Source organism: Lysobacter tyrosinilyticus (assembly GCF_054779815.1).
In genome coordinates, this window is record NZ_BAAGXN010000001.1 from 1,108,720 (window position 1) to 1,134,990 (window position 26,271).

General features: G+C 66.3%; 22 protein-coding genes. 16 read left to right on the forward strand and 6 right to left on the reverse strand.

Annotated features, from left to right (window positions below):
- Positions 1 to 55: 55 nt before the first annotated feature.
- Both ACYVGK_RS04725 and ACYVGK_RS04730 read right to left on the reverse strand, forming a co-directional pair.
- Entirely contained in the window at positions 56 to 5,002 is a 4,947-nt protein-coding gene (locus tag ACYVGK_RS04725; protein WP_460732074.1) for an HYR domain-containing protein, read from the reverse strand.
- 108 nt (positions 5,003 to 5,110) lie between these two features.
- Positions 5,111 to 5,770, reverse strand: a complete 660-nt coding sequence (locus ACYVGK_RS04730; protein ID WP_460732075.1) for a helix-turn-helix transcriptional regulator — start codon at positions 5,768 to 5,770, stop codon at positions 5,111 to 5,113.
- Positions 5,771 to 5,919: 149 nt separating this feature from the next.
- Here ACYVGK_RS04730 and gspE point away from each other — a divergent pair, with 149 nt between their 5' ends.
- The 14 genes from gspE to ACYVGK_RS04800 all read left to right on the forward strand — a co-directional run bounded on the left by gspE (position 5,920) and on the right by ACYVGK_RS04800 (position 19,553).
- Positions 5,920 to 7,641: a type II secretion system ATPase GspE gene (gene gspE / locus ACYVGK_RS04735; RefSeq protein ID WP_460732076.1), complete on the forward strand. Its 1,722-nt coding sequence runs from the start codon at positions 5,920 to 5,922 to the stop codon at positions 7,639 to 7,641.
- 4 nt (positions 7,642 to 7,645) lie between these two features.
- Entirely contained in the window at positions 7,646 to 8,863 is a 1,218-nt protein-coding gene (gene xpsF, locus ACYVGK_RS04740) for a type II secretion system protein XpsF (RefSeq protein ID WP_460732077.1), read from the forward strand.
- 240 nt (positions 8,864 to 9,103) lie between these two features.
- Positions 9,104 to 9,538: a type II secretion system protein GspG gene (locus tag ACYVGK_RS04745; protein WP_460732078.1), complete on the forward strand. Its 435-nt coding sequence runs from the start codon at positions 9,104 to 9,106 to the stop codon at positions 9,536 to 9,538.
- A 38-nt stretch (positions 9,539 to 9,576) separates the two neighbouring features.
- Positions 9,577 to 10,029, forward strand: a complete 453-nt coding sequence (xpsH, locus tag ACYVGK_RS04750) for a type II secretion system protein XpsH (protein ID WP_460732079.1) — start codon at positions 9,577 to 9,579, stop codon at positions 10,027 to 10,029.
- Positions 10,026 to 10,457: a type II secretion system protein XpsI gene (gene xpsI, locus ACYVGK_RS04755; RefSeq protein ID WP_460732080.1), complete on the forward strand. Its 432-nt coding sequence runs from the start codon at positions 10,026 to 10,028 to the stop codon at positions 10,455 to 10,457. Before xpsH ends, xpsI begins: the two co-directional genes overlap by 4 nt.
- Complete coding sequence (locus ACYVGK_RS04760) at positions 10,454 to 11,173, forward strand: prepilin-type N-terminal cleavage/methylation domain-containing protein (RefSeq protein ID WP_460732081.1); 720 nt, start codon at positions 10,454 to 10,456, stop codon at positions 11,171 to 11,173. The genes xpsI and ACYVGK_RS04760 overlap by 4 nt, the downstream gene beginning before the upstream one ends.
- Positions 11,170 to 12,045, forward strand: coding sequence for a type II secretion system minor pseudopilin (locus tag ACYVGK_RS04765; protein ID WP_460732082.1), 876 nt, complete (start codon positions 11,170 to 11,172; stop codon positions 12,043 to 12,045). The genes ACYVGK_RS04760 and ACYVGK_RS04765 overlap by 4 nt, the downstream gene beginning before the upstream one ends.
- Before the next feature lie 46 nt (positions 12,046 to 12,091).
- A complete protein-coding gene (locus tag ACYVGK_RS04770) occupies positions 12,092 to 13,267 on the forward strand; it encodes a PilN domain-containing protein (RefSeq protein ID WP_460732083.1) in 1,176 nt (391 codons plus the stop codon).
- Positions 13,248 to 13,898 carry a type II secretion system protein GspM gene (gene gspM, locus ACYVGK_RS04775; RefSeq protein ID WP_460732084.1) on the forward strand — a complete coding sequence of 217 codons (651 nt, stop codon included), beginning with the start codon at positions 13,248 to 13,250 and terminating at the stop codon, positions 13,896 to 13,898. Before ACYVGK_RS04770 ends, gspM begins: the two co-directional genes overlap by 20 nt.
- On the forward strand, positions 13,888 to 14,682 hold the full coding sequence (locus tag ACYVGK_RS04780; RefSeq protein ID WP_460732085.1) for a type II secretion system protein XpsN: 795 nt from the start codon (positions 13,888 to 13,890) through the stop codon (positions 14,680 to 14,682). The genes gspM and ACYVGK_RS04780 overlap by 11 nt, the downstream gene beginning before the upstream one ends.
- A 10-nt stretch (positions 14,683 to 14,692) precedes the next feature.
- Positions 14,693 to 16,951 carry a type II secretion system secretin GspD gene (gene gspD, locus ACYVGK_RS04785; protein WP_460732086.1) on the forward strand — a complete coding sequence of 753 codons (2,259 nt, stop codon included), beginning with the start codon at positions 14,693 to 14,695 and terminating at the stop codon, positions 16,949 to 16,951.
- Positions 16,952 to 16,960: 9 nt separating this feature from the next.
- Complete coding sequence (locus tag ACYVGK_RS04790; protein ID WP_460732087.1) at positions 16,961 to 17,803, forward strand: glycosyltransferase family 2 protein; 843 nt, start codon at positions 16,961 to 16,963, stop codon at positions 17,801 to 17,803.
- A 10-nt stretch (positions 17,804 to 17,813) separates the two neighbouring features.
- The gene (locus ACYVGK_RS04795) at positions 17,814 to 18,686 is read left to right on the forward strand and encodes a glycosyltransferase family 2 protein (protein ID WP_460732088.1); all 873 of its coding nucleotides are present in this window, start codon (positions 17,814 to 17,816) and stop codon (positions 18,684 to 18,686) included.
- A gap of 69 nt (positions 18,687 to 18,755) precedes the next feature.
- Positions 18,756 to 19,553, forward strand: a complete 798-nt coding sequence (locus ACYVGK_RS04800) for a DUF3667 domain-containing protein (protein ID WP_460732089.1) — start codon at positions 18,756 to 18,758, stop codon at positions 19,551 to 19,553.
- 17 nt (positions 19,554 to 19,570) lie between these two features.
- Here the strand turns inward: ACYVGK_RS04800 and pyrF are convergent, their stop codons facing one another.
- The 4 genes from pyrF to ACYVGK_RS04820 all read right to left on the reverse strand — a co-directional run bounded on the left by pyrF (position 19,571) and on the right by ACYVGK_RS04820 (position 23,906).
- Entirely contained in the window at positions 19,571 to 20,386 is an 816-nt protein-coding gene (gene pyrF, locus ACYVGK_RS04805) for an orotidine-5'-phosphate decarboxylase (RefSeq protein WP_460732090.1), read from the reverse strand.
- Between the two features lie 38 nt (positions 20,387 to 20,424).
- Positions 20,425 to 20,904, reverse strand: a complete 480-nt coding sequence (locus ACYVGK_RS04810; RefSeq protein WP_460732091.1) for a cupin domain-containing protein — start codon at positions 20,902 to 20,904, stop codon at positions 20,425 to 20,427.
- A 189-nt stretch (positions 20,905 to 21,093) separates the two neighbouring features.
- Positions 21,094 to 22,755 (reverse strand): energy-dependent translational throttle protein EttA, encoded by a 1,662-nt coding sequence (ettA, locus tag ACYVGK_RS04815; protein WP_460732092.1) that lies wholly within the window; start codon positions 22,753 to 22,755, stop codon positions 21,094 to 21,096.
- A gap of 119 nt (positions 22,756 to 22,874) precedes the next feature.
- Positions 22,875 to 23,906, reverse strand: coding sequence for a YeiH family protein (locus ACYVGK_RS04820; RefSeq protein WP_460732093.1), 1,032 nt, complete (start codon positions 23,904 to 23,906; stop codon positions 22,875 to 22,877).
- 72 nt (positions 23,907 to 23,978) lie between these two features.
- Between ACYVGK_RS04820 and ACYVGK_RS04825 the strand changes: the two genes are divergently transcribed.
- Together ACYVGK_RS04825 and glyA are read left to right on the forward strand one after the other, a co-directional pair.
- Complete coding sequence (locus ACYVGK_RS04825; protein ID WP_460732094.1) at positions 23,979 to 24,860, forward strand: LysR family transcriptional regulator; 882 nt, start codon at positions 23,979 to 23,981, stop codon at positions 24,858 to 24,860.
- Positions 24,861 to 24,970: 110 nt separating this feature from the next.
- Positions 24,971 to 26,221 (forward strand): serine hydroxymethyltransferase, encoded by a 1,251-nt coding sequence (gene glyA / locus ACYVGK_RS04830; protein WP_460732095.1) that lies wholly within the window; start codon positions 24,971 to 24,973, stop codon positions 26,219 to 26,221.
- The last annotated feature ends 50 nt before the right edge of the window (positions 26,222 to 26,271 follow it).

Consider the following 26,271-nt stretch of genomic DNA (forward strand, 5'->3'; position numbering starts at 1 on the left):
AGCAGAAACAAAAGAAGCCTGGCTTTCGCCAGGCTTCTTTTTTGGAGCTGCGCTGTCACTTGAACTTGAACAGCGCCGTCTTGCTGCCGCCATCCTTCAACTTGATCTGCAGGATGCGGCACTGGCCCACCCAGCTCTTCTCGGTCTTCCAGACGTAGATGTATTGCCCCGCTCCTGCGTCGTACTGCAGGCTGCTGCTGCCGGCGGTCACGGTCTCTTCGATCGCGTCGCCTTCCGTCACACCGCAGGCGATCACGCCCGACGCCGGATTGGACTGGAAGATGTTCATGCCCTGATTGCCGCCGAGGCTGAACTTCACTGGCACCGCGTTGCCGGCCTTGACCGAGTTGAGCGCCGGCGAGTTGTCCACGGGCTGGAAGAAGCCGGTGAACGCATAGTTCACTGCCACCGAGAACGTCCGCGAGCCCTGGTTGCCGTGGTTGTCCCGCGCGGTGCAGTTCACGTCGGTGCTGCCGACATTGAACGCGCCCTGCGGCGGCGTGCAGTTGACCGCAACGGTGCCGTCGACCAGATCGCTGGCGGTAGGCATGCCGTAGTTGACCGTTGCGGTGGAGTTGCCCGTCGCGGTCGCCGTGACGTTGCCATGGGCAGAGATCGCCGGTGCGGTAGTGTCCTGCACCTTGATCGTGAAGCCGCCGCTCGTGTTGTTGCCGGCGTCGTCCGTGCCGGTGCAGTTCACCGTGGTGGTGCCGAGCGCGAAGGTATCGCCCGAATTCGCCGAACACGTCATGGCCACGCTTGTATCGACGAGGTCGTACCCCCACGCGTTGAATGCCACTGCGGCGCCGTTCGGTCCCGTGGCCTCGGCAGTGATGCTGGCGGGCAGGTGCAGGATCGGTGCGGTGGTGTCCTGCACCCTGATCGTGAAGCTGCCACTGGTGCTGTTACCCGCATCGTCCGTGCCTGTGCAGTTCACCGTCGTGGTGCCCAGCGCGAAGGTCGTGCCGGAGTTCGGCGAGCAGCTCATCGCCACGCTGGTATCGACTAGGTCGTAAGCCCAGGCATTGAACGGCACTGCGGCACCATTCGGCCCCGTAGCTTCCGTCGTCACGTTGGCCGGCAGGTGCAGGATCGGTGCGGTGGTGTCCTGCACCTTGATCGTGAAACTGCCGCTGGCGCTGTTACCCGCATCGTCCGTGCCGGTGCAGTTCACCGTCGTGGTGCCCAGGGCGAAGGTCGCACCGGAGTTAGGCGAGCAGGTCATCGCCACGTTCGTGTCCACCAGATCGGTAGCCGAGGCGGTGAAGCTCACCACGGCGCCGCCGGAGCCTTTAGCTTCGCTGGTGATGTTCGACGGCAGATGCAACGTGGGTGCCGTCGTGTCCTGCACCTTGACCTTAAAGCTGCCGCTGGTGCTGTTGCTGGAGTCGTCCGTGCCGGTGCAGCTCACGGTCGTGGTGCCCAGTGCGAAGGTGTCGCCGGAGTTCGCCGAGCAGGTCAGGGCCACGTTCGTGTCGACGATATCGGTAGCCGATACGGTGAACGTCGCTGCAGCGCCGGTCGGTCCCGTAGCCTCGATGGTGATATCGGCCGGAAGATTCAGCGCCGGCGCGGTGGTGTCCTGCACCTTGATTGCGAAGCTGCCGCTGGTGCTGTTGCCGGAGTCATCCGTGCCGGTGCAGTGCACCGTCGTCGTGTCCAGCGCGAAGGTATCGCCGGAGTTCGCCGAGCAGGTCAGGTCCACGCTCGTGTCGACGATATCGGTGGCCGAGACGGCGAACGTCACCGCCGCGCCGCTGGGCCCGGTGGCCTCCCTCGTGATGTCGGACGGCAGATGCAGCGCGGGCGCGGTGGTGTCCTGCACCTTGATTGCGAAGTTGCCGCTGGCGCTGTTGCCCGAATCATCCGCGCCGGTGCAACTGACTGTCGTTGTGCCCAGCGCAAAGGTGTCGCCGGAGTTGGCCGAGCAGGTCAAGGCCACGTCCGTATCGACGATATCGGTGGCCGAGACGGTAAACGTCACCGCCGCGCCACTAGGCCCGGTGGCCTCCATCGTGATATCGGACGGCAGGTGCAGCGCAGGCGCCGTGGTGTCCTGCACCTTGATCGTGAAGCTGCCGCTGGTGCTGTTGCTGGAGTCGTCCGTGCCGGTGCAGTGCACCGTCGTCGTGCCCAGTGCGAAGGTATCGCCGGAGTTCGCTGAGCAGGTCAGGTCCACATGTGTGTCGACGATGTCGATGGCTGAGACGACGAACGTTGCTGCGGCGCCGGCCGGTCCCGTGGCCTCGGTGATGATGTTGGCCGGAAGATTCAGAGCAGGCGCCGTGGTGTCCTGCACCTTGATCGTGAAGCTGCCGCTGGTGCTGTTGCTTGAGTCGTCCGTGCCGGTGCAGCTCACCGTCGTCGTGCCCAGTGCGAAGGTATCGCCGGAGTTCGCCGAGCAGGTCAGGTCCACATGCGTGTCGACGATGTCGATGGCGGAGACGACGAACGTTGCTGCGGCGCCGGCCGGTCCCGTGGCCTCGGTGATGATGTTGGCCGGAAGATTCAGAGCAGGCGCGGTGGTGTCCTGCACCTTGATCGTGAAGCTGCCGCTGGTGCTGTTGCTTGAGTCGTCCGTGCCGGTGCAGCTCACCGTCGTCGTGCCCAGTGCGAAGGTATCGCCGGAGTTCGCCGAGCAGGTCAGCTCCACATGCGTGTCGACGATGTCGATGGCGGAGACGACGAACGTTGCTGCGGCGCCGGCCGGTCCCGTGGCCTCGGTGATGATGTTGGCCGGAAGATTCAGAGCAGGCGCGGTGGTGTCCTGCACCTTGACTGCGAAGCTGCCGCTGGCGCTGTTGCCCGAATCATCCGTGCCGGTGCAACTGACTGTCGTTGTGCCCAGCGCAAAGGTGTCGCCGGAGTTCGCCGAGCAGTTCAGATCGACGCTCGCATCGACGAGGTCGCTTGCCGAGACGCTGAACGCCACCACCGCGCCGGCCGGTCCCGTGGCCTCCATCGTGATATCGGCGGGGAGTTGCAACGTAGGCTTGGTGGTGTCCCGCACCGTGACGGAGAAATCGCCGCTGGCGCTGTTGTCGGCATCATCGATGCCGGTGCAATGCACCGTCGTGGTGCCGAGGACGAAGGTATCGCCTGAGTTCGGCGAGCAGCTCAGATCCACGTTCGCATCGACCAGGTCGGTGGCGGAGGCGCTGAACGAAACTGCCGCGCCGTTTGCGCTGGTCGCCTCGGCGATGATGTCGGCCGGCAGGTGCAGGGCCGGCGCCGTGCGATCGAGCACGCTCACGTGGAATGCCGCCGCGCTGTCGTTGCCGCGTGTATCGACCGCTTTGCAGTCGACATTGGTTTGGCCCAGCGGGAACACGTGCGGCGATGCTGGTGTGCAGGTGACGACGACGTTGCCAAGGTCGACCAGATCGCTGGCCGAAGGCAGTGCGAAGTTCACTGTGGCGCCGGACGCCGAAGTAGCTTCCTCGGTCACGTCCGCGAACGAGGCCGGATCGAAGGCCGGCGGCGTGGTGTCATGCACCGCGACTTCGAACGTTTTGGCTTGAGCGGCGTTGGCGTGCGCGTCGGTCGCGTTGCAGGTGACGGTAGTAGTCGGCCCAGGCGCATTGATCGCGAACATGGAGCCGGAAGCGGGAGCGCATACCGCGTCCTTTTCGCCGTCGACCGCGTCCGTCGACTTGGCGACATAGTTGGCAGTGGCGCCGGCAGGTCCCGCGGCTTCCACCGCGAATGACAAAGGAACGTTGATGGAGGGCGCGGTCGTGTCGACGACGCGGACCGAGAAGCCTGCGGTCGCTTGGTTGCCGGCCGAATCGAGCGCGCTGCACAACACCGGGGTCGCGGCGTCGAGCGCGAACAATGCGCCCGAGGGCGGAGCGCAGAGGAAGTAGCTGGTGTAGTTCACTACCGGCAGGCTGCCGTCGACGATGTCGAAAGCGGATACCGCATAGCCGACATTGGTACCGGCGGCAGAGCTCGCTTCCGCGACGATGTTTGCCGGTGTCGTGATCACCGGTTTGGTGACGTCGTGGATGAAGATCGAACAATCCGCGGAGCTCTTGGCGCCGCTGTAATCGGTCACGGTCAGTTTGAACGGCACGACGCCGGATTGCTGGAATCCCAGCTGTGGCGCGTTGAAGGTTTTCGTCGCCGTGTTCCAGGTGTCGATTCCGGCAACCGCGGGCAGGCCGACCAGCTGCTGCCACTGGTACGAAGCGATGCCGTCGTCGCTGTCGCTGGACGCGCTGCCGTTCAGGGTCAGCGCCTGGCCTTCGTTGACTTCGAGCGGACAACTCAATGCCGCAACCGGCGGCTCGTTGATCCAGACCACGCTGACCAGGGCGGTATTCGAGTCCGAAAGCGACCCATCCGATACGGTCAGACGGAATGTGAGCGTTGTCGTCGCAGTGACATTCGGCGCGGTGAATGTGGTGATCGCCTGATTCGGCGCCGCCAGCGTCACCGTCGGTCCACCGATCTGCAGCCAGCTGTAGCTGAGTGCATCGCCGTTCGGATCGGATGATGCGCTGCCATTGAGCGTTACCGTGGTGCCTTCATTCGGCGAAGCCGGACTCGCGCTGGCTACCGCGTGCGGCGCGGCATTCACCACGATGTCGTGCGCATCGGTGATGTTGATGGTGTAGGTGTCGCTCGCGCTACCGCCGCAACCGGTAACGGTCAAGCGCAGCCTCACGGTCGCACCCGCGGCGCCCACGTCCGGCGCGGTGAACAGCATCTGCGGCGTGGTGGCATTGGTGAGCGTGCCAGCAGGCCCGCTGATCTGCGTCCACTGATAGAGACCGCCCTGATTCGTCTTCGGCGACGACGGTTGACCGCTGACGGTGGCGGTCGTGGGCGTCCAACCGCCGCTGACGGCGGTGAAGTCGGGGATGGTGAGGGATGCAGGACCGCCGAATTTCACTTCCGGGCAGGTGGCTGCGAAGGCCGGAGTGACGAACAGAGCCAATAGCGCGAAGACGACGATGCGCAGGCTCATCCCTGGCCTGGGCGTCCAAAGGCGGTTCATGTTTTTCCCCCTGTGAGGAGCGCTGAGGTGGCTCCTGGCCCAAACGCTAGGTAGGGGGATGTCCCACCGTCATCGCCCATCTGGTGTACGTGCCGGCGAACGGTCGGATCAGGCGCTCGATCGGTGAGCCACCAATGCGACGAGGCCGGCTTGGGTGTGGGTTCCCGTTTTTTGCATTGCCGCTTTCAACTGAGTGCGCACGGTGTGGATGGATTTGCCGGTGCAGCGCGCCAGTTCGTCGATGGAGCCCATCGCATGCAGTCCGAGTGCCGCCTCTGCCTCCTTGCGCGTGAGTCGGAATTCGGTGCATAGCTGTTGCAGTCCGCGTTCTGGTGATACCGATTCGCGCAGCTCCAGCATGAGTACTGTGGACACCGGCAAGTCCCTACTCGCGCCGAAATCCAGCAGTTGCACGCACGCAGTGGCAGTGGCAGGACCGGCCGACGATGGCAGCCGCAGCTGCTGAGGATGGCCGGGACCGAGTTCGCGCGCGCGGGCGATGGCCTGCATCACTGCCGAGGCGTGCGCCGATGCGACGAGCAACAAGCCATCGCGCATCCGCAATTCCGGGTGGATGCTCAAGCGATGACGCGCGGCGGCATTCGCGTGCCAGACCCGGAGCGGTTCGCCGGGCAGCAGCAGGGCAATGGGCGAGGGCAGCAGATCGAGCGCGGCGGCCAGCGTTCGCGCCTGTGCGATCCAGCGCAGCTGGTCGGGATCCCGCTCGCGGCGTTGCCGGCGTTCTACCAGCCGGGCTGTTTCGTCCATTTGCCATCCTCCCCCAAGGATGTTGGCCCCACGATACCGCGAAGTACGCATGAAGCGATGGGTCCTATACACCGCCCTGCACCGGATATGCCCGCGCCAGCTGGTAAAGTCGGACCCCCCAAGGAAGCTCCGCCCGAGGCTGGACGAATGTGAACGCGGCAGTCGCCAACGACACCACCACGGATCCCGGTACCGACGAGCGCATCGTCGCCGCGCTGCTGGAAAAGGGCCGGCTGAAGGAGGCCGACCTCGGCCGCGCGCGCCGTCTCCAGGAGGACGCGGGCGGCAGCCTGTTGTCGCTGCTGACGCGTCTGGGCCTGGTCTCCGAGCGCGACCACGCCGAAACCGTCGCCGCCGTCCTCGACCTCCCGCTGGTGAGCGCCAAGGACGCGCCGGAGCTCCCGCCGGAAGGCGTGGCGCTCACGGCCAAGTTCATGAAGCAATTTCATGTGTGCCCGATCGCCGAGACCGAGCAAAGCGTCGACGTGCTGATGGCCGATCCGCAGGACAGCTACCTGCTCGATGCCGTGCGCCTGGCTACGCAGCGCGAAGTGCGTCCGCTGGTGGCGTTGCGCTCCGAAATCGACGACCTGGTCGAGCGTTGGTACGGCCAGGGCCGCAGTGCCATGGGTGCGATCGTCGAAACCGCAGAAGGCGAGGGCGCGGGCGATCTGGAAGATGTCGAGCATCTGCGCGACCTCGCGTCCGAAGCGCCGGTCATCCGCCTGGTCAACCTGATCATCCAGCGTGCGGTCGAACTGCGCGCGTCGGACATCCACATCGAGCCGTTCGAGAACCGCCTCAAGGTGCGTTACCGCATCGACGGCGTGCTTGAGGAAGGCGAATCGCCGCCGGCCAATCTCACTGCCGCGGTGATTTCGCGCGTCAAGATCATGGCCAAGCTCAACATCGCCGAGCGGCGCCTGCCGCAGGACGGCCGCATCATGCTGCGTGTGCAGGGCAAGGAGCTCGACCTGCGCGTGAGCACAATGCCGACCTCGCACGGCGAGTCGGTGGTGATGCGATTGCTCGATCGCGAGACCGTGGTCTTCGATTTCCACAAGCTCGGTTTCACCGACCACTTCCTGCCGCAGTTCCAGCACGTGCTCGACCAGCCGCACGGCATCCTGCTGGTGACCGGTCCGACTGGTTCGGGCAAGACGACGACGCTGTACACCGCGCTCTCCAAGCTCAACACGCCCGACGTCAAGATCCTCACCGTCGAAGATCCGGTCGAATACCAGATCGAAGGTATCAACCAGATCCAGGCCAAGCCGCAGATCGGCCTCGACTTCGCCCATGCGTTGAGGTCCATCGTACGCCAGGATCCGGACATCATCATGATCGGCGAAATGCGCGATCTGGAGACGTGTCGCATCGCGATCCAGTCCGCGCTTACCGGCCACCTGGTGCTGTCGACACTGCACACCAACAACGCGGCAGGCGGCATCACCCGTCTGCTCGACATGGGCGTCGAGGACTACCTGCTCACCTCGACCATCAACGGCATCCTCGCGCAGCGCCTGGTGCGCCGCCTGGAGTCGACGCACGCCGAGCGCTATCCCGCTTCGCCCGAGGAAATCGAGAAGTTCAGCCTGCGCAAGTACCAGCCGCACGGCGACATCTATCTCTACCGTCCGCGTGGCTCCGCGATCGCGCCGACCGGCTATCTCGGTCGCACCACGATCATGGAATTCCTGGTCATGAACGACGAGCTGCGTCGCGCGGTGATGCGTCATGCGGGTATGGGCGAGATCGAACAGATCGCCCGCCAGGCCGGCATGCGCACGATGTACGAAGACGGCATCGTCAAGGCGCTCGCCGGCGAGACCACGATCGAAGAAGTGCTGCGCGTAACCGAGGACGCGTGATCGCATGCCTCTGTATCACTACCAGGCCCTGAATTCGCGCGGCGAAATGCTCGATGGCCAGATGGAGGCCACGAGCAGCGGCGAGGTCATCGCGCGCCTGCAGGAGCAGGGGCACCTGCCGGTCGAAGCCACACTGGCGAGCGAAGCGCGCGGTACCGCGCTGTGGAAGAACCTGTTCAAGCCCAAGCCGTTCGCCGGCGCGCGGCTGGTGCAGTTCACCCAGCAGCTGGCGACCCTGCTCGGCGCCGGACAGCCGCTCGATCGCGCGCTGGGCATCCTGCTCGAATTGCCTGAAGACGAGGTCGCCAAACGCACCATCGCCGATGTACGCGACGCCGTGCGTGGCGGCAGCTCGTTGTCGACGGCGCTGGATCGCCAGCACGGCACGTTCTCGCGTCTGTACATCAACATGATCCGCGCCGGCGAGGCTGGCGGCAGCATGCATGAAACGCTGTCGCGCCTGGCCGACTACCTCGAACGTGCCCGCGAGCTGCAGGGCCGTATCATCAATGCGCTGATCTATCCGGCCATCCTGCTGACGATGGTGGGACTGAGCCTGTTGTTCCTGCTCGGCTATGTCGTGCCGCAGTTCGCGCAGATGTACGAAAGCCTGGATGCGGAGCTGCCTCTATTCACCAAGATCGTGCTCGGCATTGGCCTGTTCGTGCGCGATTGGTGGATCCTGCTGTTGGTGATCCCGGCCGTGGGCCTGTGGTGGTTCGACCGCAAGCGTCGCGATCCCGCATTCAGGGAGGCCTTCGATGCCTGGCTGCTGCAGCGCCGATTCGCGGGTGCGTTGGTGGCAAAGGTCGAGACCGCGCGTCTGGCGCGCACGCTGGGCACTCTGGTGCGCAACGGCGTGCCGCTGCTGACGGCCCTGGGCATCGGTCGCAACGTCCTGGGGAACCGGGTGCTGGCCGCCGATGTCGAAGCTGCTGCGGAAGAGGTGAAGAACGGCGTCGCGCTGTCGACCGCGCTGGCTCGTGGCAAGCGCTTCCCGCGACTGGCCCTGCAGATGATTTCGGTGGGCGAGGAATCCGGCGCGCTCGACACGATGCTGGTAAAGACCGCCGAAACCTTCGAGCAGGAAACCGCGCTGAGCCTGGACCGCATGCTCGCCGCGCTGGTGCCGGTGGTGACGGTGGTGCTGGCGGGGGTGATCGGCGTCGTGGTGATGTCGGTGCTGCTGCCGCTGTACGACCTGACCAACGCGATTGGGTGAGCGACTGCGTTTGTACGCCTCTGGTGTGCGCGGTCGCGAACGCCCGGCCATGGAGGCCGGGCCGGACGATCCGAAGGCCAGTGAAGTTGCGCCACGGACGGCAGCGGAAAGCCGAAAGTCGCGCGGTAGCGACACTAACCGCAACTTTGAACATTGAAACAAACGCAACACGCTCCGCTTACTATTGAACCAACAGCCGTGGGCCCGGCTTCCGATCACTCTCTTTTTCTGGAACCAACCATGCGTAACCTGCGTTCGAATCCCCGCTTCGCCTCGGCCGCCAAGCAGCGCGGCATGAGCCTGCTCGAAATCATCATCGTGATCGTGCTGATCGGTGCGGTGCTGACGTTCGTCGGAAGTCGCGTGATCGGCGGCAAGGAGCGCGGCGACTACAACCTCGGCAAGTCGGCGGTGCAGACGCTGGCCGGCAAGGTCGAGTCGTTCCGCATGGACACCGGTCGCCTGCCCAATTCGCTCGATGAGCTGGTCACGGCTCCGGGCGACGTCAGCGGCTGGCTCGGTCCGTATGCGAAGGAAACCGAGCTGAAGGATCCCTTCGGTCACGCCTACGAGTACCACGTACCGGGCGAGAAGGGCGACTTCGACTTGGTGTTCCTGGGCAAGGACGGCAAGCAGGGCGGCAGCAGCATCAACGCCGACATCAAGTACGAATAAGCCGCGACGCTCGGCCCGATCGGCGCACAAGGCAGTCCATGCGCAAGGCACGCGGTATCTCTTTGCTGGAAATGTTGCTGGTGGTGGCACTGCTGGCCGCCATCAGCGTGCTCGCTGCCGGCGCGATGACCGGCGGCTTCGCGGGCATGCAACTGCGTAGCCAGGCCAAGCAGATCACCGCGCAGCTGCGCTTCACGCGCACGCAGGCGATCGCGACCGGGCAGCCGCAGCGTTTCACCATCGACCCGCAGGCGCATACATGGACCGCGCCCAATGACCGCCATGGCGAGATTCCGGAAAAACTGCACATACGTTTCATCGGTGCGCGCGAGGTGCAACCGCGGCAGGGCGAGGGCGCGATCATGTTCTTTCCCGACGGCGCGTCCACCGGTGGTCGCGTGCAGTTGAGTGCGCAGAAGGCGGCGATGAACATCGACGTGACCTGGTTGACCGGCGAGGTGCGCCTGCGTCGCGGCGAGGTGACGCCGTGAGCGGGCTTGGTCGCGGGCGCCAGCGCGGCTACACGCTGATCGAAGTCATCGTCGCGTTTGCCCTGCTTGCGGCGGCGCTGACGCTGCTGCTGGGCACCCTGTCCGGCGCCGCGCGCCAGGTACGCGGCGCGGCCGATGCCGGACGTGCCGCGTTGCACGCACAGAGCCTGATGGCGCAGGTGGGTGTCGGCGAGGCAATCAAGACCGGCACCGAAAGCGGCGAGCTGGAGAATGGCCGCTATCGCTGGTCGCGCGAGATCAAGCGCTGGCAGGATCCGTCGTTGCCGGCCAATGCGCTGATCGATCCGAATGCGCCGGTCCTGCTCGAAGTACGGCTGGGCATCGAATGGGGGGAGGGCGGCCCCGGTCAACGTTTGTTGCTGCGTACGCTGCGGCTGACTGTGCCGACTACCGGGGCACCGTTATGACCAAGCGAATCGCGCGCAGCCTCAGTCCGGCTTCTAGGCATAGCCGCGGGGCGTTCAGCCGGCTTGGCGGCAGTGCCGCCAAAGCAGCCGGCTTCACCCTGATCGAAGTGCTGATCGCTACGGTGCTGCTCGCGGCCGGCCTGACTCTGGCATTCGCCACGATCGGCGCCGCCACCAAGACCACGCAGCGCGGCGAGGCCATGGCCGCGCACAGCGAGCGGATCCGCGCGGTCGAAGGTTTCCTGCGTCGCCGTCTTGAAGCGGTACGACCGATTCCCTTCAATTTCGACCAGAGCAGCGGAAGCACCCAGCGCTTCCTCGGCGAACGTGACCGCATGCGTTTCGTGGCCGATCTGCCGGACTATCTCGGCCGCGGCGGGCCCTACCTGCACGACTTCGCGATCGAAGATGGCGGCGAGCGCATCACTCTCGCACTCAGCATGGTGCTCGCCGGACAGACCATCGAGGAAACGCAGCCGCGCCCACCGGAAGTGCTCGTCGAGGGCCTGAAGTCCGCGCGGTTCCGCTACCGCTCCTATGCGGCCGAAGGCGGCCTGGACGAGTGGCAGGAGGAATGGAAGAACGGAGAACAACTGCCCCTGATGGTCGAGATCACGTTGACCGATGGGAACGGTGAGGAATGGCCGCCGATAGTGGTGGCATTGCCGTTGGCTGCGGCCACGACTTCGGGGCCGGTGCCGCCGGTGACGCAATGAGCAGGCCTTTCTCCCAGGCCGGCGCCGCGCTGTTGCTGGTGATGTGGCTGATCGCGTTGCTCGCCGCGCTGGTGGGCGCATTCGCGCTGATCTCGCGTACCGAACACCTGCAGGGGCGCGTGCTGGTGCGCGGCATGGTCGCGGAAAACGCCGCACGTGCCGGAATGGAATACGCCATGACCCGCGTCGCCGCGACCGAGCCGCGCCTGCAGTGGCTGCCGGACGGACGCGTGCATCGCTGGCGTTACGGCGATGCGCAGGTCGAAGTCAAAATCATCGACGAGAACGGCAAGATCGATCTCAACCAGGCCGACATGACCCTGCTGACGGAATTCATCCGTCGCTTCGAGCCTGATCAGCAAAAGGCCGCGCAACTGGCCGCGGCGATCATCGACTGGCGCGATCCCGACAGCCTGACCCAGCCCGCGGGTGGCGGCGAAGATGCCGATTACGCGAGCGCCGGCCTTCCTTATGGCGCCAAGGATGCGCAGTTCGAAAGCGTCGCCGAACTCGAACAAGTGCTCGGCATGACGCCGGAGCTGTACGCGAAAATGGCGCCACACCTGACCGTGTTCAGTGGCCGTACGCGACCGGATCCGGCGTTCGCTTCAGCCGAGGTGCTGAGTGCGATGGGAATGAATGGCGCGGACGTGGTGGCACGCCGCGAGCGCTGGAATCCGGCTTCCGGCCAACCCCCGCCGACGCTGCCCGACGGCACCGCGCTCGTGGGCGGCAGCAGCGGCACGTATAGTATTGAGAGCCGCGCGCGTCTGGCAGATCGTCGCGAAGCGGTGTTGCGGGCCGTGGTACGTGGAGGGGGATCGATGCCCGGCGCGGCCTACACACCGTTGCGTTGGCAGGCGGGGGATTGATGGCCTGTCGTTTTCATCAGCCAGTGGAGGAAGGAGCGTCGCCACCATGAGCACACCTGCAGCAGGACGGTTGCAGGACCGTCTAGGCCGTCTTGGTGCCCGGTTGAGCGGATCCACGCTCAGGACCGGTACCGGCGGTTTTCTCTCGTGGTGGTGGAATGCGCTGGCATCCTGGCTGCCGCCGCGCACGCGCCAGCTGCTCGGCATGGACCGCGGTCGCCTGCTGCTGGTCGTCGAAGGCGGGGCACTGCGCCTGCGTCTGCAACGCGGCGATGAGATTCGCGACCTGGGCAACCTGCCCGCGTTGGACGACCTCGACGTGGTTGCCGGGCGGGATCCGCTGGCGCGCGTGTTGGGATTGCGCCTGGCCGACTTGCCGCGCTGGCTGCTGCTGCCTGCAGGCAGCGCGCTGCGTCGCCGCCTCTCGCTGCCTGCCGCCGCCGCGGAGCGCCTGCGTGATGTAGTGGGCTTCGAGATCGAACGACAGACGCCCTTCGCCGCCGACGCCGTGGCGTACGACGCCCGCGTGATCGAGCGCCGCGAAGGCGACGGTCCGATCGACGCGGAACTCGTCGTGGTGCCGCGAGCCGCGCTCGATCCGCAACTGGGCATGCTGGGCCCTGCCGCGCCTTCGTTGGCCGGCATCGACGTAGCCGGTGCCGATGGCGTACCGCTGGAAGTCAATCTGCTCCCGCCTGCGCAGCGGCAGCGCGTTCGCGATCCGTGGCGGACCTGGAACCTCGGTCTGGCCGCGGTCTCCGTATTCGCGTTGGGGCTGACGCTCTGGCTGGTGCTCGAGAACCGTCGCACTGCCGCCGACAACTTCGATGCGCAGGTCGCGCGCGAAGCCGAGCCTGCGCGGCGCGCCTCCACCCAGCAGCAGGAACTGACCAATCTCATCCAGGGGCAGGCGTTCCTCCAGCGCAAGCGCGCGGCGTATCCGACCGCGGTGGAAGTGATGGACGAACTCAGTCGTCGCCTGCCCGATGGCACCAGCCTGGAAAAGCTGGCGATCGAGGAAAACCGCCTCACGCTGATCGGCCTGAGCAACGAGGCGCCGGCGCTGGTCGGCCGCCTGCAGGACTCCAAGCTGTGGCGTTCGCCCGGACTCGACGGCGCGCTGCAGACCGATCCCACCACGCGTAAGGATCGCTTCACTCTCACCGCCGATATCGGCCCCGCCGATACCAAGGAGACGTCCGGTGCACGCTCCGGTCAGTAAACGCGACCGCTGGCTCGCACTCGGCCTACTCGTGGCCGCGCTGGCGCTCGCCTATGGCGTGCTGATCCACCCGTGGTTCACCGTGCCATTGCGCGAAGTGGAGGGTCGCATCGACGCCGCGCGCGAGCGCGAACTGCGCCTGCGCATGCTGGTCAAGCAGGGGCCGCAGGTACAGCAGCGCCTGCAACAGGCTCGCAGCCAGCTCGCACGCACCCCGGGCTTCCTGCCCGAGCGCAACCCCGAGCTTGCGACGGCCGCCCTGGTGCAGCGCCTGGAAGCGGTGGTGGCCCAGGCCAGCCCCGGCGGACGCGCGTGCGAGATCACCAACCGCTCGCCTTTGCAGGAACCGTCACGTGAGAACTATCCGCGCGTGACCGTGCAGGTGCGTCTGCGTTGCGGCACTCCGGAACTCGCCAATGTCCTGTATGCGCTGGAAGGTGGTTCACCGCGCCTGTTCGTGGGCAATCTCAATGTGTTGTCGCAACGGGTGTTCTTCGGCCCGGGGCAGAGCGGCAACCAGGGCGGCCTGGATGTGAGCTTCGACCTGTACGGCTATCTGCCACCGGGCGTGAACGCCCCCGCATCGCAACGGACGGCGGGATCCCGCACGGGGGTGGGCGATGCGCTTTGACAGTGCCGGTCCGCGTACCTGGCTGCTTGCAGCGACCGCGACGTGGGCGTTGCTCGCCCTGCTGCTCGCCCTGTTCGGCATGGGCGGACATGTCTCCACCTTGCCCGAAGACTTGGCGCTGCTGAAGGCACTGCCTGTGCTGCCGAAAGCGCCGCCGGAACGTCTGGGATTGCTGACGCAATACAGCGAGATCGCCAACCGTCCGGTGTTCGCCGACGATCGCCGCCCGCATGCGTTCTCGCTGCAGCCGCAGGGCGAAGAGCAGGTCAAGGCCTTCGACTACGTGTTGACCAGCGTGATCATCACGCCGACCTTCAAGATGGCGATCATCCAGCCGCCGGATAACCGCAGCCCGCCGCTGCGGATCAAGCTGGGCGAACACGACGACTCGCTGCCCAACTGGACCCTGCAATCGATCGAGCCGCGCACTGCTGTCTTCATCGGCCCGGAAGGCGAACGCAAGCTCGAACTGCGCGTCTACAACGGCGTCGGCGGCGAAGCCCCGACTGCCGTCACCAAGACCGATGCGCAGCCCGCAGGTCAAACCGTGCCCGCACAGCCGGGCATGACGGGGCCGGATGTACCTGCTACGCAGGGGCCAGCGGTCGTCGCATCACCAACGCCGGCACCTCCCGCACCGGCACCCCCTGCGTCCAACCAGCCCATGACGGAACAGGCGCAGATGGAAGCCATCCGCAAGCGCATCGAAGCACGCCGTGCACAGCTGCGGCAGGAAGCCCTGTTGCAACAGCAGCAGCAGAAACAAAAACCGCCGGTCAAATAGAGTCGCCCGCATGAATCGTCATCCGCATTCCACGTCCCGGTCCGCCCGTTCTGCCGTCAACACGGCGATCGGCACCGTGGTCGCCATCGCATTGACGGCCTGCGCCGCGGCGCCGGTCGCCACTGTCCGTCGCGACGCCGATCCGCGCGCGCTGCAGGCGCAACAGGCCGGTACCTCGTCGGCAACGACGACGACCACAACGCCGAGCGGCGAAACGGTCATCAGCGCCACGCAGCCGCTGCCCGACGAGCGCGGTCCGCAGCCGCGCATCCGTCGCGGCACTGGCCAGGTGATCAACCGCCAGGCCGCTTCGGCTCCGCCGCCGTCGCTGTCGACAACCGGCGCCGGCGCGACCTTCAACTTCGAAGGCGAATCGGTGCATGCGGTGGTGAAGGCCATCCTCGGCGACATGCTCCAGCAGAACTACGTGATCGCACCGGGCGTGCAGGGCACCGTCACCCTAGGCACGCCGAAGCCTGTGAGCCCGGCCGAGGCATTCAACCTGCTGGAAATGGTGCTCGGCTGGAACAACGCCCGCCTGATCTACTCCGGTGGGCGCTACAACATCGTGCCGGCCGACCAGGCACTGGCCAGCGGCGCAGTGGCGCCGCGCACCGGCGCACCGTCGCTCGCGCGCGGCTACGAAGTGCGCACCGTGCCGCTGCGCTACATCTCCGCCAGCGAAATGGAGAAGGTGCTCAAGCCGTACGCGCGTCCCAACGCCGTGGTCAACGTCGACAACGCGCGCAACGTCATCAGCATCGCCGGCACGCGCACGGAGCTTGAGAACTACCTACGCACGATCGAGATCTTCGACGTCGACTGGCTGTCGGGCATGTCGGTGGGCGTGTTCCCGCTGACGACCGGCAAGGCCAACAAGGTCGTCGCCGATCTGGAAAAAGTCTTCGGCGAACAGAGCAAGGCGCCGGTCGCGGGCATGTTCCGCTTCATGCCACTGGAAGGCGCCAACGCAGTGCTGGTGATCACGCCGCAGGCCAGCTATCTCGACGACATCCAGGACTGGCTCGACCGTATCGACAGCGCCGGTGGCGACGTCCAGCTGTATTCGTACGAACTCAAGTACATCAAGGCCAAGGATCTGGCGGATCGCCTGTCCGAAGTCTTCGGCGGCCGTGGCAGCGGTGGCGGCGCTTCGACCGGCGCGCCTTCGCTGATGCCGGGCCTGGAATCGGTGGAGCTGCAGGACAGCGCCAGCGGTGGCAGCACCGCTGACATCAAGGGCGGTAACGGCACGTCGTCGTCGTCGGGCTCGAGCGGTACCGGTGGTGGCGAAATGTCGCTGGGCGCGCGGCAGGGCGGCAACGCGGCGGTGACGCTCGACGTCAATGGCGATCGCGTCGGCGTGTCGGCCGTGGAGGAAACCAACGCGCTGCTGGTGCGCAGCACGCCGTCGGCGTGGAAGTCGATCAAGGATGTGATCGCGCGCCTCGACGTGATGCCGATGCAGGTGCACATCGAAGCGCAGGTCGCGACGGTGCAGCTCTCCGGCGACCTCAGCTACGGCGTCAACTGGTATCTCGAGGGAGCCAAGCAGGAAATCGGCCTGCCTCCGAACAGCCTGGGCATTCCCAAGTGGAGCACCATCGCGGGCAAGCTCACCAACGTCGGTGGTGCCGCGTGGACGCTGGTCAACAACGACGCCGCGGCGGTGATCACCGCGCTCGATGCGGTCAGCGACGTGCAGATCCTGCAATCGCCTTCGGTGGTCGTGCGCAACAATGCCGAGGCGACCTTCAACGTCGGTAGCCGCATTCCGATTTCGTCGGTGACGGTCAATCCGACCGCGGGCACCAACAACACGATCAGCCAGGTGCAGTACTTGGATACCGGCATCATCCTCAAGGTGCGTCCGCGCATCAGCAAGGACGGCATGGTCTTCCTCGACATCGTGCAGGAAGTCAGTACGCCCACTGGCGCCCCCGATGTGAACGGCAATGTGCGCATCGATACGCGCAAATTGAAGACGGAAGCGGCCATCCAGGACGGCGATACGGTCCTGTTGGCCGGGCTCATCGACGACGGTGTGACCCGCGGCAGCGCCGGGCTCCCGGGCCTGAGCCGCATTCCGGTGATCGGCGGGCTGTTCGGACGACAGTCGTCGAAGACCTCCCGCAACGAGACCATCGTGCTGCTCACGCCGACGATCATCCGCAACCCGCAGGAAGCACGCGACGTCACCGACGAATACGGCGCCCGCTTCCGCGCGTTGGCGCCGCTGCAAAAGCAGCCGCGCGATCCTCGGAAATAATCGCGGGGCATGCCCACCGCCTCCGCGCTTCCCATCGTGATTCTGCCGGTAGGCGTCGACGACGAGTCGCTCGACGCCTGCCTCGCCGCGCTGGAGGCGCACACGCCGCCGGGAACGCGCATCTGGCTGGCGGACGACGCGCAGGCCGGGCCACGCGGACACGCGATCATCGAGCGCTGGATCGCCAGCACCGCGTTGCAGGCGCACTACACGCGCCGCCAGCGCAGTGTCGGCGAGGTGGCGCATCTCGACGAAGTGCTGGTGGCGTGCGGCGATGCCGACGTCGCCGTGCTCGCTAGCGATGCGATGCCGTTGCCGGGCTGGCTGACCCGTCTGTCCACGTGCCTGCAAGCCGATGGTGCGATTGCCTCGGCGACACCGTGGAGCAATGCCGGCGAAACCGTTTCGTTCCCGCGCATCGGCGAAATCAACGATGCACCGGCCGATACCGAGCGACTCGCACGCGCCGCCGCAGCAATGCCGGGCAGGGCCGCTGAGCTGCCGACCGCATTGACCCATGCCGTGTTGCTGCGCGGCAGCGCCCGTCAACGCGCGGGTGGCCTCGATACCGCCAGTTATGGTTCCTGGTACGCCGCGCTGATCGATCTGTCGCTGCGCTTTGCCGGATTGGGGTGGCGCAACGTTCTGTGCGAGACCGCGTTCGTCGCGCGCCGCGCCGAAGGTATGCCCGGTGATGGCGATCTCGATGCCATCGCCGCGCGTTGGCCGACCTGGCACGCACGCGTCGCCCACTTCCTGATGGACGATCCGCTGCGCGCTACTCGTGAGCAACTGGAACTCCTGCTCGCCACCATCGGGCCACCCGATGTCCAGGGCGACCTGTTTGCATGAAACGCCACGCATGACCCAGGCCGACATCGCCGCCATCGTCGTCAGTTTCCAGAGCGCCGAAACCATCGACGACTGCCTGCTGCGCCTGCGCGCTGCCGACGGCGTCATGGCGATCCGCGTGGTCGACAACGGTTCCGATGACGGCACGATGGAAATCGTGCAGCGCCATGCCACCCGCGATCCGCGCGTGCACTTCATCGCCAATCCCGACAACCCCGGCTTCGCCGTCGCGTGCAATCAGGGTGCGGCGGATCTGCCACGGCAGGATGGCGTGCGCTGGCTGGCCTTCGTCAACCCCGATTGCCTAGTCGAAGTCGACACGCTGGCGCGCCTGCGCGCGCATGCGCTGACGGGCGAACGCGAGGCGCTGCTGGGCGCCGACCTCGTCGACGAAGCCGGCGTTCGCGATACGGCAGCGCGACGCCGCGATCCGGACTTCGCTGCCATGCTGGAATCATTGCTGCGCGGTGCGGCCGCATCCGGCGCGCAGTTGGGCGTGGCGGTCGACGATGCGCGGCCATTGCAGCCGGTGGAGGCGGTGTCGGGTGCGTTGATGTTGCTGGATCGCAACCTGTTCGATCGCCTGGGTGGCTTTGACAGCGGCTATCGCCTGCACGCCGAGGACCTCGACCTGTGCCGGCGCGTGCGCGACAGCGGGGCGCTGGTGGCAGTCGCAAACGATGTGCGCGTGGTGCATATCCGCGGCGTTTCGTCGCGCTCGCGGCCCGTGTTCGTGGAATGGCACAAGCATCGCGGGCTGTGGCGCTATTACCGCAAGTTCGATGCATCGCGCCAGCGCATGTCCACGCGTGTGGCGGTGTTCACGATGATCTGGGTGCGCTTTCCTTTCGCGCTGGCGCGCAAGCTGTTCGCGGCTCGTTGAGCCCGCAAGGCCGTCGCCGTAATCGCCCTCGACCCCGGCTACAATCGACGCTCCGACCAGGGGAACGGAATGCTCCACGCGAACCATTGCGCCAACTGCGGGCGCACCGTCGGCGCGCCCGAGCAGCATTACTGCCCGGGCTGCGGCCAACCGACTCCGGCGCACCGCATCGATTGGCACTTCCTCGGTCACGAGATCGAGCACAGCGTGCTGCATATGGACCGCGGCGTCCTCTACACGCTCAAGAGCCTGATGCTGCGGCCCGGGCAGCTGATCCGCGACTACTTGGAGGGACGGCGGGCGAACCACGTCAAGCCGTTCCTGCTGGTGATGATCGCGGCCACCGTGATGGTGTTCCTGGGCAAGTTGCTCGGGCAGGGCGACCTGATGGGGGCACCGCTGCAGGCGGCCATCGACGACTCGCGCGCGGGCGGCGGAAACCCTGGCGCCGATGCCATGCTCGTGGCGCGGGTCTTCGAGAGCGTGCGGGACTGGATGAACCATCACATCGCCGCATTCACCCTGATCCTGTTGCCGTTGGAGGCATCGGCCTTCCAGTTGGCATTCCGCCGCTACCGGGAACTCAACTATCCCGAATGGCTGGTGATCACCACCTTCCTCACCGCGCAGACGATGGTGCTCTGGGTGCTGGCGATGCTCCTGGAGCGCTGGTATGCGGGGCTTTCGCAGCTGGTCATGCTGCCGGCGATGGCCTATGGCGTCGTCTCGCTGGTGCAGTTCTTCAAGGGACAGCCGCGCTGGAAGATCGCCCTGCGCGCGATCTGGGGCTACGTGCTCTTCTTCCTGGTCAATTTCCTGTTGACGGTGGCTCTGGTTTTCGTCGTGCTGGCCATGGCCCGGACCTGAGTTCGCCCTGCGGGAGCTCAGCGGTAGCGGTTGATCGCGTCACGCAGCGAGCGGGCCTCGCGCGCGGCCGCGTCGGCGAAATCCGCGCCGGCCGATGCGTAGAGGATCGCGCGCGACGAACTGACGACGAGGCCGGTGCCGTCGCTGGCCTTCGCGTTCGTCACCACCGCTTCGACGTCGCCCCCCTGCGCGCCGACGCCCGGCACCAGGAACGGCACCGCATCGCCGACGATCGCACGCACTTCCCTGAGCTGCTCGGGCCACGTCGCGCCCACGACCAGCGCGCAATTGCCGTGCGCGTTCCACTCGTGCGCGATCTTCGCCGCCACGTGCTGGTAGAGCGGCTGATTGGCCACGAGCAGGTCCTGCAGGTCGCCGGCGCCGGGGTTCGAGGTGCGGCACAGGACCACCACGCCGCGATCGGCGCGGTCGAGGAACGGCTGCACCGAATCACGGCCGAGGTACGGGTTCACCGTCACCGCGTCGGCGGCATAACGGTCGAAGGCTTCGCTGGCGTAATGCTGCGCGGTGCTGCCGATGTCGCCGCGCTTGCTGTCGAGGATTACCGGGATGCCGGGATGCGTGTTGTGGATGTGCGCGATCAGACGCTCCAGCGCGTCCTCGGCACCCAGCGCGGCGAAGTGCGCGATCTGCGGCTTGAAGCTGCAGGCGAACTCGGCGGTCGCATCGACAATCGCACGGCAGAAGTTGAACACCGCGTCCGGATCATTGGCGAACTGCGCGGGGAACTTCGCCGGTTCGGGATCGAGTCCCACGCAGACCAGCGAGTTGGCCTGGGTCCAGCGCGTGCGCAATGCCTGCATGAAGCTCATCGTCGATCCTCGGTGGTGCGCGTTGCCGCGCCGCGGGTTCAGTAGGGTTGCCCGTCTTTGTGGGAGAAGCGCCAGCGGCCATCGACCCGCTGCACGGCCAGGTCGTCGTCCGGGTAGTCGACACTCTCGTCCGCGCAACGAGTGCCGACTTCGAGGTAGACCACGTCACTGTCGCTGCGGTTGATCAGATGGTGTGCATCGCCGTTGCCGGCGGCGAAGCCCGCGCACATGCCGGGCTGCAGCAGGGTTTCACCGGCGTTGGTGATCAACGTCGGCGTGCCTTCCAGGATGTAGACGAATTCGTCTTCCTTCGCATGCGCGTGGCGCAGCGCCGAGCTGCTGCCTGGCGGCATGTGGGTGAAGTTCACGCCGAAGCTGGTGAGGCCGAAGATGTCGCCCAAAGTGCGCTTGGTGCGTCCGGCCACCCGTGCTGCGAACGGCTCGGGGTAGGTCGAGCCGATGCGCAGCGGCGCTTCGTTCGCGTCGATGGCGATGGGGCGTGTGGTGGCTTCGGTCATGGGCGATTTGCCTTTGCTTTTGCTCGTCATCCCGGCGAACGCCGGGATCCATTTTGCTTTTGCTTCGAGAAGCGTGCCGGGCTGGCCCGGCACTACAACAGCAACAGCCACAGCTGGATCCCGGCCAAAAGCACGCCGGGATGACGATTTGGCAAAGCCGTGCCCGCTAAGCGGGCACGGGCCAAATCGTCACTTCAGTGCCTTGAACCGCAGACGATGCGGTGCCGCACCTTCCGCACCCATACGACGCTTCTTGTCTTCTTCGTACTCGCGGTAGTTGCCCTGGAAGAACTCCACGTGCGAGTCGCCTTCGAAGGCAAGGATGTGCGTGGCGATGCGATCCAGGAACCAGCGATCGTGCGAGATCACGAAAGTGTTGCCCGGGAACTCGAGCAGCGCGTCTTCGAGCGCACGCAGGGTTTCGATGTCCAGGTCGTTCGACGGTTCGTCGAGCAGCAGCACGTTGCCGCCCTGCAGCAGGGTCTTGGCCATGTGCAGACGGCCGCGTTCACCACCGGACAACGAGCCGACCATCTTCTGCTGGTCCTGGCCCTTGAAGTTGAAGCGGCCGATGTAGGCGCGCGACTGGATCTCGATGCCGTTGATGTTGAGGATGTCCAGACCGCCGGACACTTCCTGGAACACGTTGTGGTTGCCGGTCAGCGCGTCGCGGCTCTGGTCGACATAGGCCAGCTTCACGGTCTGGCCGGTTTCGATCGTGCCGGTGTCGGGCTGTTCCTTGCCGATGATCATCTTGAACAGCGTCGACTTGCCGGCGCCGTTGGGGCCGATGATGCCGACGATCGCGCCAGCGGGCACGGAGAAGCTCAGGTCGTCGATCAGCAGACGGTCGCCGAACTTCTTGCTGACGTTCTTGAACTCGATGACCTTGTTGCCCAGACGCTCGCCCGGCGGAATGAAGATTTCATTCGTTTCCTGGCGCTTCTGGTAGTCGACCGACTGCAGCTCTTCGATGCGCGCAAGACGCGCCTTGCCCTTGGAGCGGCCGCCCTTGGCGTTCTGGCGAGCCCATTCCAGTTCCTTCTGGATGGCCTTCTGGCGCGACTTTTCCTGGTTCTCTTCCTGCTTGAGGCGCTCGTCCTTCTGCACCAGCCACTCGGTGTAGTTGCCCTTCCACGGGATGCCGCGGCCGCGGTCGAGCTCGAGGATCCACTCGGCGGCGTTGTCGAGGAAGTAGCGGTCGTGGGTCACGGCCACCACGGTGCCGGTGTAGCGGGCGAGGAACTGTTCCAGCCATTCGACGGATTCGGCATCGAGGTGGTTGGTCGGTTCGTCGAGCAGCAGCATGTCGGGCTTCTGCAGCAGCAGCTGGCACAGCGCGACGCGGCGCTTCTCACCGCCCGACAGGTTGCCGATCACGGCTTCCCACGGCGGCAGGCGCAGCGCGTCGGCGGCGACTTCGAGCTGGTTTTCCAGGGTGTGCGCGTCGCCGGCGGCGAGGATGGATTCCAGGCGCTGCTGTTCGGCGGCGAGCTTGTCGAAGTCCGCGCCTTCCTCGGCGTAGGCGGCGTAGACGGCATCGAGCGCGGCCTGTGCATTGATGATTTCGCCCAGGCCCACTTCCACGGCCTGGCGCACGGTGTGGGCGGGATCGAGCTGCGGTTCCTGCGCCAGGTAGCCGACCTTGATGCCCGGCTGCGGGCGCGCTTCACCGACGAAATCCTGGTCGACGCCGGCCATGATCTTCAGCACCGTCGACTTGCCGGCGCCGTTGAGGCCAAGCAGGCCGATCTTCGCGCCCGGGAAGAAGGACAGCGAGATGTCCTTGATGATCTGGCGCTTCGGCGGCACGACCTTGCTGACGCCGTTCATGGTGTAGATGTATTGCATGGGGGCTCCGGTGACGCAGACCGTCGGAAAGGCGGGCCGCGGGGCAAACGACGGCGTCCTGCGCGGGGCAGGGCCGGGGAGAAACGGGATCGCGGAATTATAGCGGCTGCGCGCGGCGCTCAGGTCTGGGCCAGCAGCGTCTGCACCAGCAGGCTGCTGGTCGCCACCGCCAGCCAGACGCCCAGACCCAGCAGGATCGGGCGTATTCCAGTGGCGGCCATGCGCTTGAGGTCGGCGGACAGGCCGACGGCGGTCAGCGCCATCACCATCAGGAAGCCAGCCGCGCCGTGCAGCAGCGGCAACGCGGCCGTCGGTACCAGACCGGCGCTGCGCACGGCGGAGGCGCCGAGGAACCACAGCACGAACCACGGCACCACGCGGTGCAGGTCCACACGTCCGGCACCACTGCGGTTCGCGCGCCAGGCCACGGCGGCAGCGAGGATCAGGCACACCGGAATGATCAGCGTGGCGCGCGTGAGCTTGACCACGGTGGCCACGTCGCCGGCTTCGCGGCTGTAGGCATAGCCGGCGGCGACGACCGAGGAGGTGTCGTTGATGGCCGTGCCGGCCCAGGTGCCGAAGCCGGCATCGCTCAGATGCAGGGCATGGCCCAGCAGCGGGAACAGCAGCACGGCGACGAGGTTGAACAGGAAGATCGTGGTCAGTGCGTAAGCCGTTTCGTGCTCGTCGGGCTGCACGATCGGTGAGGTCGCGGCGATGGCCGAACCGCCGCAGATCGCCGTGCCCACGCCCACCAGCAGGCCGAGTCGGGCCGGCACGCGCAGCACGCGGCCCAGCCACCAGGCCGTGGCGAAGGCAACCGAGAGCGTCAGCAGCGTGACCGGCAGCGAGGCCAGGCCGGTGCGGGCGATCACGCCCAGGTCCATGCCGAAGCCGAGCAGCACGATGCTCCACTGCAGCAGCGTGCGGGTGGCGAAGGCGATGCCCTGCTTGTGTCGCGCGTGCGGCGTCCAGCGCGTGCGCACCAGCACCCCCAGCGCGATACCGCACACGGCGCCACCGAGCAGCGGCAGGGCCCGGCCCGCCAACCAGGCGAGGATCGCCAGGGCGAGAACCAGGGTCAGGCCGGGCCAGCGCGAGGCTGCGCTCGGGGCGGGGAGGGCGCGGGGCGAAATTGCTGCTTGCTGCATGGCGGCGCAGTCTGCGCGGCAGCAAGGATCAAATAAACTTTCGATTATTTATGTATGCGATAAAGTTATTTGATGCTCAACGTCAGTCCACGCCAGCTCGAGGTCTTCGTCCATGCCGCCGCCAGCGGTAGCCTGAGTGGCGCGGCCGCGCGCCTGCACCTGACCCAGCCCGCCGCCAGCATGGCCCTGGCGGAGATGGAGCGCCTGTTGGGCGCGAAGGTCTTCGACCGGGTGCGCGGCGGCTTGCGCCTCAATCCGCGCGGCCGTGAACTGCTGCCGCTCGCACAGGAATTGCTGGAACGCCACGCCGAATTCGCCCGCGCCGCCACCGATCGCGGGGCGGTGCTCGCCGGCGAGCTGCGCATTGGCACCAGCAACACGGTGGGTAACTACCGGGTCGGCGAGTTGCTGGGGGCCTTCGTGCGAGACCAGCCGCAGGTCGCCATCCGCCTGCAGGTCGCCAATACCGAGGCCATCGCGCAGGGTGTGCTCGATCACGCACTGGATGTCGGCTGCGTGGAAGGGCCGGTGATCCATCCAGAACTGCAGGTGCAGCCGTGGCGCGACGATGCGCTGGTGGTATGCGCGCCGCCCGGACATCCGCTGGCCAAGCGCCGCAGCCTGCAGCCGGAGGATTTCCGCGACGCGCGCTGGGTGCTGCGCGAGCCCGGCTCGGCGACGCGCGCGCTGAGCGAACAGGTCCTGGCCCAGCTGCCGCCGCCGCGCAGCCGGCTGGAACTGAGCCAGACCGAGGCGATCAAGCAGGCCGTGGCGGCTGGGCTGGGTATCGCGGTGCTGCCGGAGGTGGCGGTCGGCGAAGCCCTCACCGCAGGCCGTCTAGCGGTGCTGCGCGCGCCGTTCCTGCGGCCGTTCCTGCGCCGCAAGCTGTCGCTGCTGCTGCACCGGCGCAAGTACCGGGGCGCGCTGCTCGAGGCCTTCCTGCAATCCCTGTGAAGCCCTGGCGCCGGGTTCGAGCCGCCCTCCCGTTTTTGGAATGAGGGCGCGGCCGCAATGCCCGGTAAACTTGCCGCTTCCCTCCCCACACCCCACCTGCCGGAGTACCGATGTTCCCGCGTGACGCCCGTATCGAAGGTTTTGACCCCGAACTCGCCCAGGCCATCGCCAACGAGAACCGCCGCCAGGAAGACCACGTCGAGCTGATCGCGTCGGAAAACTACGCCAGCCCGCGCGTGATGGAAGCGCAGGGCAGCAAGCTCACCAACAAGTACGCCGAAGGCTATCCGGGCAAGCGCTACTACGGCGGTTGCGAATACGTCGACATCGCCGAGCAGCTCGCGATCGACCGTTGCAAGCAGCTGTTCGGCGCCGACTACGCCAACGTGCAGCCGCATTCGGGTTCGCAGGCCAACCAGGCCGTGTACTTCGCGCTGCTCAATCCGGGCGACACCATCCTCGGCATGTCGCTGGCCCACGGCGGCCATCTGACCCACGGTGCCAAGGTCAATATCTCCGGCAAGCTGCTCAACGCCATCCAATACGGCGTCAACGATCAGGGCCTGATCGATTACGACGAAGTCGAGCGCCTGGCCGTTGAACACAAGCCGAAGATGGTCGTTGCCGGCTTCTCGGCGTATTCGCAGGTGATCGACTGGGCGCGCTTCCGCGCCATCGCCGACAAGGTCGGCGCCTACCTGTTCGTCGACATGGCCCACGTCGCCGGCCTGATCGCCGCCGGCGTGTATCCGAACCCGGTCCCGCACGCGCACGTCGTCACCTCGACCACGCACAAGACCCTGCGCGGTCCGCGCGGCGGCATCATCGTCGCCAAGGCCGATGCCGAGATCGAAAAGAAGCTGCAGTCGATCGTGTTCCCGGGCATCCAGGGCGGTCCGCTGATGCACGTGATTGCGGCCAAGGCTGTCGCCTTCAAGGAAGCACTGGAGCCCGAATTCACCGCCTACCAGCAGCAGGTCGTGAAGAACGCGCAGGCGATGGCCAAGACCATCATTTCGCGCGGCTACAAGATCGTGTCGGGCGGTACGCAGAACCACCTGATGCTGGTCGACATGATCGGCAAGGGCATCACCGGCAAGGCCGCCGAAGAAGCGCTGGGCAAGGCCCACATCACGGTGAACAAGAACGCCGTGCCGAACGATCCGCAGAAGCCGTTCGTGACTTCGGGCCTGCGCATCGGCACTCCGGCCGTCACCACCCGCGGTTACAAGGAAGCCGATTGCGTTGCGCTGGCCGAGTGGATCTGCGACGTGCTCGACAACCCGAACGACGACAAGGTCATCGCCGGCGTGCGCGAGAACGTGACCAAGCAGTGCCAGCAGTTCCCGGTCTACGGTTGATGTGAAACGACTCCCCGCCGCGTGCGGGGAGTCTGCTTTTGGAAGTCGTG